This is a genomic window from Lysinibacillus sp. NPDC093692 (assembly GCF_050280125.1).
Taxonomy (GTDB): domain Bacteria; phylum Bacillota; class Bacilli; order Bacillales_A; family Planococcaceae; genus Lysinibacillus.
Genome location: NZ_JBNNUW010000006.1, coordinates 40,766 through 56,176, shown reverse-complemented (window position 1 = coordinate 56,176; position 15,411 = coordinate 40,766). Strand labels below are relative to the sequence as shown.

Here is a 15,411-nt window from a genome sequence, read left to right as displayed (position 1 = left end):
AATTTTAAACTGAAAATAATAGAAAAGATGGATTTTGTGAAAGTTCCATAAACATCGAAGGATATTCATAACCAATTGCTCCTTATGAACATCAAGTTGCAGTAACGAGTCCTTAAAATCTCTGGACAAGATGGGATTGTACCGGAAGAGTCTTGAAAGTGCACATATGGAACTTCAAGATATAACGAAGATAGTCTTTTTATTTGTTTGGGGAAATTAATACGGCACAAGAAAAGCAAAAAATTATAAACGACTTTCTTGGCTATGCCTTCTGCGAAATCGACGCATGGGCATATAAGGGAGTTTAACTTATACTATGTTGTTATTCACAAGGATGTGCGCCAGATCCTGCATTAAATTTAGTTAAAAAAACACCTCTTTAGAGCTAAAGAGGTGTTTATCTCATTTATAGATTTTCATTATCAGAGCCCATTTTAGCGTGCTTATATCCATAGCCTATGTAAATGACTAAACCTATCGCTAACCAAATCATAAAGCGTACTATAGTAAATAGTGGCAGACTAAATATTAATACAATACATCCTCCAACCCCTACAGTTGCTACAAGCCATAACGCAGGTACTTTGAATATACGCGGTTGATCTGGTCGTGTATAACGAAGAACAACGACACTAACTGTTGTTAAAGCAAAAGCAGTTAAACCTCCGATGTTAGCAAATTCCGCTAATTCCCCGATTGATAAAAATCCTGATAAGAGAATACCTGTTCCAACTACAATTAAAGTTGATAATACAGGTACCCCTGTTTTTTTATTTGTTTGTGCAATACGTTCTGGCAGAAGCCCATCACGACTCATTGCAAACAACACGCGCGTCGCACTAGTTGTATTTGCAATCATCGTAGCAAGCAATCCAAAAATAACTGATACTGCGATGATAGCACCGCCCCATTGAATACCAACAGATTGTAGTGCAAACACTGTAGGATTTGGGACATCCAATTGAGGGAATGGTACAATACCTGTTAATACTAGCGCAACTAATGCATAAATAAGCGTTAATACACTCAGACCACCAATTAAAGCTTTTGGTATTGTTTTTTGTGGATTTTTTACTTCTTCCATAACAGTTGTTACACCATCAAATCCAGTAAAGGCGAAGAACACTAATGCCGCCCCTGCCATTACACCTGACCAGCCAAACGGTGTAAATGGTGTCCAGTTTATAGGGTTAATGTGAAAAGCCCCGATAGCAAGGAATAAAACAATCGCGCCGACTTTTGCCATTGTAAATAACATATTTGATCGACCAACATTTTTAATCCCGCTCATAGCAATCCAAGCTACAATAAACCAACCAACCACAGCAGGTAGATTGACAACCCCACCATGAGCAATATCTTTTGTTAAAGCTCCCGGTAAGTGAATACCGACAGATTGTAAAAATGAATCGACGTAACCACTCCAACCGACTGCGACCGTGCTAGAAATAACGATGAATTCCAGTAATAGGTCCCAACCGATCATCCAGGCAATAATTTCACCTAGCGCTATATAAGAATAGGTGTAAGCGCTACCTGCGACGGGCGCCATCGCTGCGAATTCGACATAGGCTAATCCGACTGCGATTGTTACAAGACCCCCAATTAAGAAAGAAACAACGACACCTGGGCCTGCATGAAGAGCAGCTGTAGTTCCTGGCAGTACAAAAATTCCAGCTCCTATTGTAGCCCCTAGTACATACAGCAATAACTGCAACGACCCTAATTCACGCTTTAGTTTAAAACGTTCGACTTCAGTTATTTTATTGGCTTGCTCAATTGACTTCCTTCGAAAAAAATTCGCCATAATAACCACTCCATTTCCAATAAACAGCTAATAAATATCATTTTTATGCATTTTTACTAATAATCAGTATATTATATATATTTTTAAATCGAGTCAACAATTAGATTATTATAGCAATTTATCTTTTACTAGAAAACGAGTTAATCGATGCATTCTTTTATATCAAACTTTGTAATACTATTTTACTGGAATGAATGAACGATCCAACCTAGTAAATAAATAGTAAAGATGATATTGTACAAGCTATCTAGAAGCAAGGAGAGGACAAAATGGATTCCTATGAAGTATCGACATTAAAAAAGGGCCTTTTGATTTTAGATATATTACGTCAGAAGCATTCTCTTACATTAACTGAAATTATGGAAGAATTATCAATGAATAAGACGTCCGTTTTTCGCATGCTTTATACGCTAGAAAAAATGAATTATGTTCTTAAATATAATAAGTATTATCAATTAAACCCTCATATTTTTAGGGATGAGCACTTATATTGGCACAAAGATATCCAATGGGCGTCTCTCGTAGCGCCATACCATTTAGCCCGCCAAGAAGAAATAACTACTTATATTGGTATTTTGGAAGATTGTGAGATGGTAATAAAAAATGTGATTAGTGAGCCTTTTGAACAGCCTACTTTTCATGCGATCGATACTCGGACACCTATGCACTCAAGCGCGCTAGGAAAAGTAGTATTAGCTCATCTGTCACCTAAAAAACAACGTGAACTATTAAATAGTATTGAACTTAATACCTTTACAACAAAAACCTTCTATGATTATGGTTTATTGATTCCTCATTTACAGGTCATTAGAGCTCAAGGATATGCTGTTGATAATGAAGAAACGAATGAAGGTAAATGTTGTATTGCCGTTCCTATTTATGTGAATGAAGAAGTCATCGGGGCAATTGCTGTCCACGGTTCGACGAATCAAATTAAGAAAACTGCCATTCGGTCGTTGGCAAAAAAGTTAAGCGAGGCAAGTCAGCAGTTGACGGAAGAAATACATTATCTTTTAGCATAATGTTAAGACCTTTGATTGGTCCTTTTTTGCAATTAAAATGCACTTATTTCTATATATGAAACGATAACGATGAATATTGGTAAAATATTCTTTTTTACTCTATTCTGATTACAGAACAACGAGGAGGTAGGAATATGAAATTTCATACTTTGAAAAAAACGAATATCAAGATTTCCGAAATTGGTCTTGGGACGAATGCTGTAGGTGGGCATAACTTATTTGAAAACTTAAATGAACAAGATGGGCAGGAACTAGTCTCAGCTGCACTTGACTTAGGGATAACTTTTATTGATACAGCAGACATTTACGGAAAAGGGCGTTCAGAAGAACTTGTTGGCGAAGTATTAAAAAATTACTCCAGGGATGAGTTCGTTTTAGCAACAAAAGGAGGTAGACATTGGTTTGAGGATGGTTCAGTAAAAACAGATAATCATCCGCAATATCTACGTGGGGCATTTGAAAATAGCTTGAAACGGCTACAAATGGATTACGTAGATCTTTACTACCTACACTTCCCGGATAACGAAACTCCTCTTGCGGAGTCGATTGGTGAATTGTCACGCTTAAAAGAAGAAGGAAAGATCCGAGCAATAGGCATTTCAAACGTAACATTAGAACAGCTTATAGAGGCAAATGTGCATAATGATATTTCTGTCCTACAATCCCCTTACAATATGTTAAATCGTTCAGGAGAACAGGATTTATTGCCATACTGTATAAAAAATGAAATTTCATTTATTCCTTACGGTCCACTTGCATATGGCCTACTTGGCGGAAAGTATACAAAAGACTTTAAGCTAGGTAAAGGTGACTGGCGAACTTCAGACCCTTTATTCCAAGGCGAATCATTTGAACAAACATTAGTAAAAGTAGAAGCATTAAAAGGAATTGCAGAGGAAAAGCAAACGACATTACCAAATTTAGCGCTTGCTTGGTTATTAGCTCAAGATGGCGTTGATGCAGTTATCCCGGGCGGGAAACATAAAAACCAAGTGGCTAACAATGTGAAGGCAACGGATGTCCTATTAACAAACGAAGATTTAGTGAATATAGGAAAAGTTTTAATATAAACAAAAAAATGCGAGAATGCTGTTATACCAACATTTTCGCATTTTATTTTAATCAGGACGTTCTATCTCAAATATATCTCCAATTTTTGCGTAATTTGAGCCGGCAAGTCTGCTAACTGCTTTTAGTTTTCTTGGATCAATTCGCCCTTCATTATAAATGGTCTCATCTATATGATATTGTACGACTTCACCAATAAACAAATCACCTGTCTGTTCGTCACCATTCATTAAAGGAATCGACTGTACTAAACGGCATTCCATTCGAACTTTCGCCTCTTGAATGCCTGGTATAGATATCAATTGGCTATCGATTAATGTAAATTGTGCTCGATCAATTTCACTTTCAGTCACAGGTAAGGACGCGGCTGTTTCATTCACCTGCTTCACATTATCCTCATCTACAATATGCACAACAAATTGTTGCTGATGATGAATATGGCGAGAGGTATCTTTTAAACGCCCATTTGGTCTTTGAACGGCTAGAGAAATCATCGGCGGATTTGAAGACACGATATTAAAAAAACTAAAAGGCGCGCCATTGATGACCCCTTGCTCTGACTTTGTCGTAACAAAGGCAATCGGTCTCGGAATAATACTGCCAATCAATAACTTATAATTCTCACGCTCTGTATTTTTCTTAGGATCAATTGAAATCAAACGTCCCATCTCCTTTAATCTAGTGCACGCACTTCGATTGGAATTAATGTTCTTTCCAATTGTTCACGATGCTGTTCGTATTGAGATGGCAACATTAATTGGCTACCTATTGTCTCAGGTGTCTCATCATGAGCGAATCCAGGTGGGTCTGTCGCAATTTCAAATAAAATCTCACCAGGTTCACGGAAATAAATCGCATTAAAATAATTACGATCTTTCACTTCGGTTACATGTTGTCCATGATTCATTACATACTCTTGCCATTCTAGGTGATCTACATTATCCTGTGCTCTCCAAGCAATATGATGAACTGTCCCAACGCCCATTTGACCACGCACACCAGGAACAACTTTTAAATCTACTGTATTGCCAATATCTGCGCTGGATTTGTAACGAGTATACTCGCCTTCTGTTGCTACTTTTTCAAGACCCATAACTTCAGTTAATACTTTTGCTGTCTCTTCTGGGTGACTTGAATACAGTGTTGCACCGCCAAATCCTTTAATGGCAACCTCCGGAGTTATTTCACCAAATGTCCATTCATTCAATTCGCCTTCTGCACGTGCCACCAATTCAATATGAAGTCCGTGTGGATCATCAAATTGCACTACTTGTTCACCGAAGCGTTCAGCTTTTTGGAATGGAATAGTGAATTTCGCAAGACGATTAATCCAAAATGGTAGTGCTCCTTCTGGTACAACATAAGTAGTTACGCCTACTTGACCATCACCAATACGTCCTTGATAAGCATTTGCCCATGGAAAGAATGTAATAATTGTACCAGGTTTACCACCTTTGTTACCGAAGTAAAGATGGTATGTGCCAGGATCATCGAAGTTTACTGTTTGTTTAACTAAACGCAAGCCTAGTACACCAGCATAAAAATCAATATTTTCTTGTGGATGCCCTACAATGGCTGTGATATGGTGAATACCCGCAGTATGTTTTTTCATGTTAACAAGCCCCTTCATGACTAAATGTATTTTCTCACCTATACTTTACCCAATACTGTTCTAACTCAATCTATCAATTATGCCTCGACATAATTGCGTCCGAAATCGGCTTTGCGCTTAGGCCTGCAGGATGCAGGTCAGTTAGCGTTATTGCATGGATGCGATGATTATAGGCTAACATCCCCTAAGAACTCCTTTCCGATTCCGTGACATCCGCCGGAGGCTTTGGGCCAACAGATGTTTTTTGTGCGAAAGCGTAGTGCTAACGTAGCGGCAGCAACAAGATGTTGGTCACTCAGTCGTGTGTTGCTGTCGCTACGCTTTCGCACAGATAAATTGCCACAGGACGTGGCGTTCTTAGACTAAGTTCCTCTATTTCAGTGGGTGTTTGGACACTCGCTGAAGTAAGTTGATCCAGATTAACGAATTGTATATAAAGCTTTTGACCAAGGAATTAATTGATCTAACATTTGGTTAACCGAATCTGATTGCACTTCTTTTGGTTTAAACTCAGTACCATTTTCAAAGTCTGTGAATAGTGACAATGCTGGATGTACACGTACATCTGCAATTAAAAGTTCACCCATAATACCACGTAAATGTTCAGCTGCTCGTGCACCACCTACAGAACCATAAGAAACAATACCTGCAGCTTTGTTGTTCCATTCTTCACGTAAATAATCTAGTGCATTTTTTAGAGCACCTGTAATAGAGTGATTGTACTCTTGTACGATGAATACAAATCCATCTTGTTTTGCAATAATTTCTGACCAAGCTTGAGCGCCTGAAGCATCTTGCCCTGGTTCACCTAGTAAAGGTAATTTGTAATCTGCAATATCAATAACTGTATAATTAGCATCGCCTCGTTGATCTGCGATTTCTTTCACCCATTGTGCTACCTGTGGACTTACACGACCTTCACGTGTTGATCCGATAATAATTCCGATATTTAATTCTGCCATTGTTTTTTCCTCCTCTTTTTTTGAAGTAAATAATTTATTTAAAAAACCCATGATCATTACCTCCTTCTGATGAAAAAAGTTAAACTTTACTTTCTATATATGGATTTAAAAGTTCGAATTCGTTTATCTTGAATTAAGTTATCTTGAATTCGAGATAATGATAACACGATGGGTTAATTTACGTCAACATGTTTGTTTATTAAAAAAATAATATGGCTCATCACTTTAGCGTGGGGTTGATTTCCGTTCCGGCTGGGCGCTTTCCTGGGGGCGTCCGATGAGCCGCTTCGCTTCGCTGCAGGGTCTCATCTGTGACGCTGATCCCCAAGGAGTCGCCCAGCCTCCACTACAATCAACATATTATACATCGCATATGCCATCTCCAACTTTTAGTGAATAGCTAAATGCAGAAATGAACAAAGTTGAATTATCATCCCTAAAAAACAATTCCGCTAAAATTCAATTATTCCTTATCACAGGATGAATCACAAAGCTGGAATCAAAAAGTACTATACCTTGCTAAAATATCAAGAAAACCAGACAAATTATCATGGAAGAAGACGAGACTTTGCAGAGGTGTTATGAAAACAACATTTCTGCCTTCAACTCCCTAGCTTTTTCTTAAATACACATAAACCTGCGATTTTAGATAGCTATATTGAATATCATTCGTATCTTGAAAAGCCTCTTCCCTGTTTGAACGAACATCATGATATTCGGGGTTGTATGTAAATTGTTCTTGTGTAAAATCCTTTCTTTCTCCATTTAGGATATTATAGAAATGCCAGCCTTCATCAAGCCATGTTTTATAAATTTTGCCTCCAAGAATATCATTTACAACTAATGTAGTGACTCCGCAATGTCCTCTTGCAGGGTTATCTTTACTCCATTTTGAGCTAGGGTGAATTGACCAGGATTTTTTTAAAGCTCTTAGCACTTCATTTTCTGTATACATTCTCATCATCCTTTTCAACCTATACTTTATTTTAAAAAGGTACATCATCCATCTTAATAGGAGTTGTTCCGCTAATGCCCAATCATCTTTTATTGCACCATATAGGATACTATCAGTTACAGTACCATCTGCATTTCCCCAGGCATTTCTTAAATAGCCCTCTTTCACAAAGCCAGCTTTCGTAAAGCATTTTCTCATACCGATATTATCGATTCTCGTATATCCTTCGATTCGAATCTTATCTTTTTCTCCAAACAGATAGTCTTGTAACCAAAGGAGTGTTTTTACTCCGTATCCATTTCCTCTATAACGTGTACTTAAACGGAGATCGAATAAAGGGATTGTATCGCTTTATTTACAAGGCAAACATTTTAACAAATATTATTCCCAACTTTTATTGATGAGTCGAAAAATGGTGTTTTTAAAGTTACAATGCCAAAGCTAGCAAAAGAGAATACAAATTTCTTTCGAATAGTATACACAACAACTATCATATACTATAAAGAAGTGTATATTTTTGCTAAATATGGATGAAAGATCTTTGCTATGAAATTATGAAGGAAAACTTTTTTGGAGGAAATAGGTGAAAACGACAATGAAAACACCCCCCATATATAAAGCTATATTAGTTTGTTTATTATTAATTCCATTTAATCTATTTCTACCAGTCTCACAAATCTCCGCAGCAGAACAAGACATTAAGAGTACTATAGATAAATATGTTGAAAACTTTTTGGAAGAGCAGCGAATTCCAGGAGCATCTATTGCTATCGTTCATAAAAATAATATCTTTTACTCTAAATCGTGGGGCGTAACAGGAGAATCCGAAGAAGAAATAACTGCTGAAACTCCATTTGTAACCGGCTCTATCAGTAAGTCGTTAACTGGCTTAGCTATCATGAGATTGGTTGATGCAGGCACCATCCAATTAGATGATCCCGTTCAAAAGTATATGTCATGGTTTACACTTAAAGATAAAAAGGCCGCTTCCCAAATAACGATTAAACATTTGCTTACCCAAACAAGTGGGATAAGCACTTATTCTGGCTTATCTATATCGGACAAAGAATCTAATGATTTGAGTGCTATAAAGGAAAATGTAGAAAGCTTATTGAATGTTAAGCTGACTGCTGCTCCTGGAGAAAAGCATCAGTATAGTAATGCTAACTTTTCAATTCTTGGCGCTCTCATCGAAGAAGTGACTAATCAAACCTTTTCTGAGTATATGGAGGAACAAGTTTTTTCTCCATTAGGGATGAAAAATGCAGCAGCTAATAGTAGCAAGGCCTATGATAATGGATACTTATCTGGTTATCAATCATGGCTCGGTCACCCTGTCAAAAGTGCAGTCACCTATGATAATGGAGGTGCACCGTATGGATATATAACGGCAAGTGCAACAGATATGGTGCAATATATTAGACTACTTAGTCAACATAAGCAAAACAATTTTTTAAGTAAAAATGCGATGAACCTTTATATTTCACCGTTTGTTCGAACTAGTAAATCTCGATATTACGGCCTTGGTGTACGAATCTCCTATCCAGAATCTAAAGAAGAAATGATATGGCATTCTGGTTCAAATCCTGACGCACGCTCAGAAGTATTTTATCTACCAGAAACCGATTGGGGCGGTGTGATTCTCACTAACAAAAGTCATATATTAGAGGAAAAGTCCCTTCTTTACTTAAAACAAGGGATTATCAATATTTTAAATGGGAAAGAGCCCGTTGAAGCGCCTAAATATATACCAACATTACAAATCATAGCAATTGCTATAATATGTTTACTTTTTGTGATGTTTATTTATCTTTTAATAAAGGTTAAAGCTAAAAAAGTAAATAAAAGAGGCGTTTTGGGTATATTCGGTTTCATACTTTTGGTTTTAGCCATGATCTCAATCCCATTATTAAGCTATAGTATAGAAACACCTTGGCATACGATTAGATATTTTGCTCCTGATATTGCATTTTTGACTATAATGATGGTTACTCTTTTAACATTGAATGGCTTATTTTCTATATATATATCATTTAAACGACGACAAAAAAGACAACTCCTTTAAATAGGAGTTGTCTTTTTTAGTTATGCTTGTATTATCGAAGAAAAAGTTACATATCTAAAATTGATTATTCATCGCCATGTCCATATCCTGCTTCCGAGGCCTCAGCGTCTGCTTTCGTAACATGTACAGTACCAAATGGATGGTTAGGAGGAGCGTATATCGAATAAAGCTTTAGTGGAACATTCCCTGTATTTGTGACATTATGCCATGTTCCAGCAGGTACTACTATGGCATAATTTTCACGGACCCTTCTTTCATAGTTTAAATTGTTTTTACTAGGGCCCATTTGAGCAAGTCCCTCACCCTGTTCAATATATAAAAATTGCTCAACATTTGGGTGTACTTCCAAACCGATACTATCACCAACATTAATACTCATTAAAGTAATCTGTAAGTTCTTTCCCGTCCACAGAGCCGTACGATACATATCGTTTTGCTTAGTCGCATTTTCAAGATCGATGACAAGTGGCTGAGCTCCATAATCTTTTAATTCAATACTTCCACCATTAGAAAAACGAGAAGGTTCAGCGCTGTTCGCATACCCTATCTGATAAGGAGGTGCCCAATAAACAAGCTGATCTCCATAGTTATACATAGGCATGTTTTCGTAATAAGGAATGTAGTACATTTTCTCAATCCCCTCACACATTATAAGAATATCCTATGCAGCTTGCTAAAAGAATGTACTTCATTTGCAAACATCATCGTCTCAGTCGGAAACTTTGTATATAGACATCGATCATTGAGACAATTCTTTTTTTATGTGCAAACGGAATTCCTCGTCTGTTAAAAATTTTAATAGAAAATTATTCATGTTTTTAGATAGTTTTGCCTGCTCTATCGTAGATAAATTATTTGCAAAGAAGGCGATTTCCGTTTGATTACCATCTTTATCTTTTGCATAGAAAGCTTGTGTCAAAACAAATGCGGTAGACCCACCCTTTTGACCAGCGTGAGTTAGCCATTCGCGATTTTTAGGGTTTTGCATTAACTGTTCCATAACTGGGTCAAGATACTTATGTACATTTTCATTAAAGTATTTTTTACTATTGAGTTTTTTCAAAATAGAAATGTAGTCCGCTGTAGTTGCTTTTACCAAACGATCAGACCATACTTTTTGCATATCCATACTTAGCGTTTTTTGTAACTGTTTTTTCTCCTCATCAGTAAGAGGGTTCTTTAACCATTTATTATGAATACTCAGCGCTCGATCCCGATATTCAGTCATATCCATACTTTGCATAGCTTTTAATGTTTCTTCTTTAGTTAATTTCTTTTCATTCATCAACTGAATAGGTATATACAATGCACTCGTGAATGGATATAAGGGTTCATGATCTAAAACATCTAAACTCTTTAGCACTTCATTAATATTATGAAGCCCTAGCACGTGCATTAAATATTCCGTATTTGCATTAGAACTATAAGCAATCATCCCATTGGCTACTTCACTTAAAGGCACACTATCAATATTTTCGCTTTGATTTAACCCAGATATCCATGCTTCATGTGCCCCACCGTCTGTTTTTGGAATATAAAACGTTTCTAATTCCTTTAAACTGACCTGTTGCTGAGGGTTTATAAGTCCGTCTGCTGCCTGTTGTGCATATTCTATTGCTACAATAATTTTAACTGTGCTTGCTAAAGGAAGTTGTTTATTCGTATTAACCTCTGACCATTTTTCGTTATTGTAATTGATTGCTAAAGATACATTTTCATTACTTATATTTCCCTTGATGAATTGTACAATATATTCAGGATTCTCTTCATTTACTTCTTTCTTAAACATCCAAACTCCAACTCCTATCACTAAAACAGCACAAACTAATAAACCTCCAATAACCCAAAGTACTATTTTCAAATTAATACCTCCATTATTAATATTCTATCTTCACTGCCGAATTTGTTATGTTGCTTTCAACACTTGTTCTCATACGATTCCCCCGATCACGCAGAGATGAAAATAGCATGTCCCTCACTAGTAGTGTAACTTATCCTCCCTTTCCAGAAAACATTTTAAAGATATACCAATATATTCAATAAAATCTAACGTTGCCGTTAACAATTCTTTCTACGCTCATATATTTTTCAATGTTCTCACCGATAAAGGACATACTATCAATTATAGATTTATCAAAAACGAACATTCCAAAAAGTATATAATTTGACTAGAACTTGATATAGTATGTATTTAGGAATAATCAATTTGTTTGGTGGTGTATATATGAAGAAGTTCAGTATGGATTTATTAATGATTACGGTCGGAGCGCTGCTTTTTGCACTAGCTGTAAACTTATTTGTTATACCTAATGATTTAGGTGAAGGTGGCGTTACAGGTGTAACAATCATTGCCTATTATTTGTTCGGATGGTCGCCTAGTATTGTGAGCCTTGTGTTAAACGCAGCTTTATTAGCAGTTGGTTATAAATTTTTAAGTAGACAAACGACTATTTATACAATTATTGCCGTGTCCCTCCATTCACTCTTTTTACATTTAACAGAATCGTGGTCAATTTCTTCAAATGAAATTATCGTGAATACTATTTTTGGCGGGGTGTTCGCTGGAGTTGGTATAGGCTTAATTATAAGAGTTGGTGGAACAACAGCAGGTTCAACAATCTTAGCTAGAATGACCAATAAATATTTAGGCTGGAGTATTAGTTACGGTTTATTGTTTTTTGATTTAATCGTTGCTTTTTCATCTTATTTTATTATTGGGGCAGAAGCATTAATGCTTACTATTATTATGCTTTATGTCGGAACAAAGGTAATGGAGTTTGTTATTGAAGGTGTGAATCCTAAAAAAGCTGTTACGATCATTTCGAAAAAACCTGAAGAGATTGCCAGTCATGTAAATGGTTTTATGAATCGAGGCGTGACGGTCCTTTCAGGTCATGGCTATTATACGAAAGAGCAAAAAGAAATTCTGTATATTGTCATTAGTAAACAAGAAGTTGTAAAGCTGAAGAAAATCGTCAAAGAAATAGACAAGGATGCCTTTATTGCCATTCATGATGTACGAGATGTCTTTGGACATGGATTTATTGAATTATCTAAGGCTTAATAAGATAACTGAGAAAACACCTTTTGTTGAAAATGGGTTTAATCCCCTCTCAACATTAAAGGTGTTTTTTAGCGCTATTCATGCTTAGCTGAACCCTTTATTCTCTTACCTGTAAGGAAGTTTCAATAATCGTATCTAAAAGTTGTGTATAAGACATTCCTGCCGAGGATGCGCTTTTTGGCAGTAAGCTGTTTTTTGTCATTCCTGGCAATGTGTTTACCTCCATGACATATGGGATTCCATCCTTGAGCATCATATCAATTCTGGCATAAACACTACATTTTAATGCGTCATAACTGGCCTTTGCAGCTTTCGCAACTCGGTCATGTATGGCAGACGGAAGTTCTACAACCTCCTCGATCGTTGCGGCATCTTCGTATTTCGCCTTGTAATCAAAAAATGTTGCTGTATGGCGAATCGAAATAATCGGTAAAAGCTTGCCATCTATAATAGAGCATGTTATTTCTTCACCCTTTATATATTTTTCAATAATGATTTCAGCATCCCATTTGAATACGTCCTCAACCGAAGTGAGTAAAGAATCTTTATCATAAACTATTTTTACCCCTACACTGGAGCCACCCGAATTAGGTTTTACTACTAACGGATAGCCCATTTTGTCTAACTCATCCCACTGAAGCTCCTCAATATTCGAAAGATGAAGCCAATTTGGAGTTTCAATTCCTTCATAACGCAAAATTTTTTTCGATATATTTTTATCCATACAAATACCGCTAGATAGCATCCCACTTCCGGTATATGGAACACCTAACGTTTCTAGCACACCTTGAATCGTTCCATCTTCTCCAAATTTCCCGTGAAGCGCTAGCAGGGCAATATCGAGATTTTTCACCTTTTCTATAAGCTCTTTTTTATCATGTAATTCAATTGCTACAACTTCATATTTACTCTTATCTAAATGAGCAATCATTTCCTCCCCTGTCATAATAGAGACCTGCTTTTCAGAGGAAACGCCTCCCATAATAACGCCAACCTTCATATTTTCAACTCCCCATTTCATTTTTCAAGGTATCTCCAATGATCTTAATACCCCGCACAATATCCTCTTCTGTTAGCCGGGAAAATCCTAAGCGAAATGTGTTACTTCCTTCGCCATTACTGTAAAAAACATCTCCAGGATAAAAAACAACTCCCCTTTGATAGCACTTTCCCAATAATGTACGAGCATTCATTCCTTCTTCAAGCTCAATAAAGAGATGCAGTCCACCATCTCCTGTCATTCTCTTAAAGGAGATGTATTGATGGCATGCTTGACGGGCTAATTCATATTTTTTCTTATACACGAACTTAGACTTTTTTAAATATTTTTCAAAATAGCCATCCTGTAAATATTGATAAAGTACAGCCTGATCTAGTGTCGATGTATGAATAGTACGGGCTCTTTTCATACTTTCCAAACAGTTGATGAGCTCCTTATCTGCTAATATCCATCCAACACGTAAGCCAGGAAAAAGAATTTTAGAAAAGCTACTGATATAAATAACATTATTGCCCTCACCGATAAAAGTCATTAACGGTGCTAAATGCGAGCCTGAATAACGTAATTCTTCATTAAAGCCATCCTCTACAATCGGAATTTGATATTGTGAAAAAAGCCTAATAATTTCAGCTCTTTTTTCAGAGGATGTAACAATGCCTGTCGGGTTATGATAAGACGGGATTAAGTAGGCAAAATCAAATTCCTTTTCCGACAAGCTTTTCTCAACTTGTTCAATATCGATACCGTCATCCTTCATGTCGATTCCGTGGATCTCAAATCCATGTAAGCGAAAAAGCTTTAATGCTGCATGATGAGTAGGATTTTCGCAAATAACACATCCAGATTTTTTCGCTAAGGAAGATATTAAAATATCCAATCCCTCGGTAAAGCCATTCGTAATCAAAATATCCTTATTGGAAATATCTACGCCCTTCATTTCCATATAGTGAAGAAGGTACTCGATTAACGGTTTATAACCCTTTGCGTACCCGTAATTCAAAACGATATCACCTTCAAGGGACATTCGAGTCAGAAAGGATCTTTTAAAATTTTCAACATCAAAAAGCTTTTCTTCGGGGGCGATGCTATTAAAGGAAATCATGCCTTTTTCCCAGTGAATATCTTGCTTCATTAAATCTAATTCATCAGCTAATAAGGTAGCTTTATTAAGCCTTTCCTTCCATTTAAGCTCGATGGAGGGTGCTTTCAATGTTGTGACCTTCCCTACAAAGTTTCCTTTTCCTTTTATCGCATAAATAATGCTCTCTTGCTCTAAATCTGCATATGCATTCAGTACCGTATTTCTACTGACCAATAATAATTTACTTAGTTCACGGGTTGATGGAAGCTTCTGATGCTCCAGCAAGTGTCCCTTCATAATCTTTTCCTTCAAATAATCTTTTAACTGAATATAAACCGGACGATCATCGATAAGCTTAAAATCATTAAACATTTCCTTGACCTCCTTGCTTTATTTTTGCATAACCGTATCTAACTCAAAAGGTCCACAGTATATGTATTTTCCCATCCGAGTGGTATGGTTCCAACCTCAAAAGAATGCAATCCTTCAACATGAAGAATTGCACCTATTATATGCTATTTATTATTTTTATTCTTGAACATGAATCGTTGTATATTTAATAAGTTCTAATTGAACACTTCGAAAATATTCATAACTTCATATAGTATCTTAAAGCACTAATCTTACTCATCTCCTGGGAATAAGTAATCATTTTGATATACAGTTCTTTTTTAACAGTCCTCTAAAGAACCCACTTCATTTCCGAAGAGGAATATTTACCCACTTTTAAATGTTATATTATATTTATGGATATTTTCTCTAAATCAATTACACT

At 36.4% G+C, this 15,411-nt stretch carries 13 protein-coding genes; 4 read left to right on the top strand and 9 right to left on the bottom strand.

Annotation, left to right across the window (positions count from 1 at the left end; genetic code table 11):
- Positions 1 to 406: 406 nt before the first annotated feature.
- A complete protein-coding gene (locus tag ACQKN4_RS08450) occupies positions 407 to 1,807 on the bottom strand; it encodes an amino acid permease (RefSeq protein WP_427483316.1) in 1,401 nt (466 codons plus the stop codon).
- A 269-nt stretch (positions 1,808 to 2,076) separates the two neighbouring features.
- Between ACQKN4_RS08450 and ACQKN4_RS08445 the strand changes: the two genes are divergently transcribed.
- Together ACQKN4_RS08445 and ACQKN4_RS08440 are read left to right on the top strand one after the other, a co-directional pair.
- Positions 2,077 to 2,829, top strand: coding sequence for an IclR family transcriptional regulator (locus tag ACQKN4_RS08445; protein ID WP_427483314.1), 753 nt, complete (start codon positions 2,077 to 2,079; stop codon positions 2,827 to 2,829).
- A 134-nt stretch (positions 2,830 to 2,963) separates the two neighbouring features.
- Entirely contained in the window at positions 2,964 to 3,899 is a 936-nt protein-coding gene (locus tag ACQKN4_RS08440) for an aldo/keto reductase (RefSeq protein WP_427483312.1), read from the top strand.
- Positions 3,900 to 3,947: 48 nt separating this feature from the next.
- Here the strand turns inward: ACQKN4_RS08440 and ACQKN4_RS08435 are convergent, their stop codons facing one another.
- The 4 genes from ACQKN4_RS08435 to ACQKN4_RS08420 all read right to left on the bottom strand — a co-directional run bounded on the left by ACQKN4_RS08435 (position 3,948) and on the right by ACQKN4_RS08420 (position 7,435).
- A complete protein-coding gene (locus ACQKN4_RS08435) occupies positions 3,948 to 4,556 on the bottom strand; it encodes a flavin reductase family protein (RefSeq protein WP_427483310.1) in 609 nt (202 codons plus the stop codon).
- A 14-nt stretch (positions 4,557 to 4,570) separates the two neighbouring features.
- Positions 4,571 to 5,509 (bottom strand): ring-cleaving dioxygenase, encoded by a 939-nt coding sequence (locus ACQKN4_RS08430; protein ID WP_427483308.1) that lies wholly within the window; start codon positions 5,507 to 5,509, stop codon positions 4,571 to 4,573.
- A gap of 419 nt (positions 5,510 to 5,928) precedes the next feature.
- Complete coding sequence (locus ACQKN4_RS08425; protein ID WP_079562135.1) at positions 5,929 to 6,522, bottom strand: NADPH-dependent FMN reductase; 594 nt, start codon at positions 6,520 to 6,522, stop codon at positions 5,929 to 5,931.
- 559 nt (positions 6,523 to 7,081) lie between these two features.
- Positions 7,082 to 7,435: a YunG family protein gene (locus ACQKN4_RS08420; RefSeq protein ID WP_427483501.1), complete on the bottom strand. Its 354-nt coding sequence runs from the start codon at positions 7,433 to 7,435 to the stop codon at positions 7,082 to 7,084.
- A gap of 586 nt (positions 7,436 to 8,021) precedes the next feature.
- On the opposite strand from ACQKN4_RS08420, the gene ACQKN4_RS08415 reads away from it, so the two are divergent.
- Positions 8,022 to 9,491, top strand: coding sequence for a serine hydrolase domain-containing protein (locus ACQKN4_RS08415; RefSeq protein ID WP_427483500.1), 1,470 nt, complete (start codon positions 8,022 to 8,024; stop codon positions 9,489 to 9,491).
- A 64-nt stretch (positions 9,492 to 9,555) separates the two neighbouring features.
- Here ACQKN4_RS08415 and ACQKN4_RS08410 read toward each other — a convergent pair whose 3' ends face one another.
- Together ACQKN4_RS08410 and ACQKN4_RS08405 are read right to left on the bottom strand one after the other, a co-directional pair.
- Positions 9,556 to 10,119 carry a cupin domain-containing protein gene (locus tag ACQKN4_RS08410; RefSeq protein ID WP_079562134.1) on the bottom strand — a complete coding sequence of 188 codons (564 nt, stop codon included), beginning with the start codon at positions 10,117 to 10,119 and terminating at the stop codon, positions 9,556 to 9,558.
- A 111-nt stretch (positions 10,120 to 10,230) separates the two neighbouring features.
- Entirely contained in the window at positions 10,231 to 11,352 is a 1,122-nt protein-coding gene (locus ACQKN4_RS08405; protein WP_079562133.1) for a serine hydrolase, read from the bottom strand.
- A gap of 363 nt (positions 11,353 to 11,715) precedes the next feature.
- Here ACQKN4_RS08405 and ACQKN4_RS08400 point away from each other — a divergent pair, with 363 nt between their 5' ends.
- The gene (locus tag ACQKN4_RS08400) at positions 11,716 to 12,555 is read left to right on the top strand and encodes a YitT family protein (protein WP_079562132.1); all 840 of its coding nucleotides are present in this window, start codon (positions 11,716 to 11,718) and stop codon (positions 12,553 to 12,555) included.
- Positions 12,556 to 12,652: 97 nt separating this feature from the next.
- Here ACQKN4_RS08400 and ACQKN4_RS08395 read toward each other — a convergent pair whose 3' ends face one another.
- Positions 12,653 to 13,576, bottom strand: coding sequence for a D-alanine--D-alanine ligase (locus ACQKN4_RS08395; protein ID WP_276207761.1), 924 nt, complete (start codon positions 13,574 to 13,576; stop codon positions 12,653 to 12,655).
- Positions 13,560 to 15,008, bottom strand: a complete 1,449-nt coding sequence (locus tag ACQKN4_RS08390) for a PLP-dependent aminotransferase family protein (RefSeq protein ID WP_427483305.1) — start codon at positions 15,006 to 15,008, stop codon at positions 13,560 to 13,562. The genes ACQKN4_RS08395 and ACQKN4_RS08390 overlap by 17 nt, the downstream gene beginning before the upstream one ends.
- Positions 15,009 to 15,411: the final 403 nt, after the last annotated feature.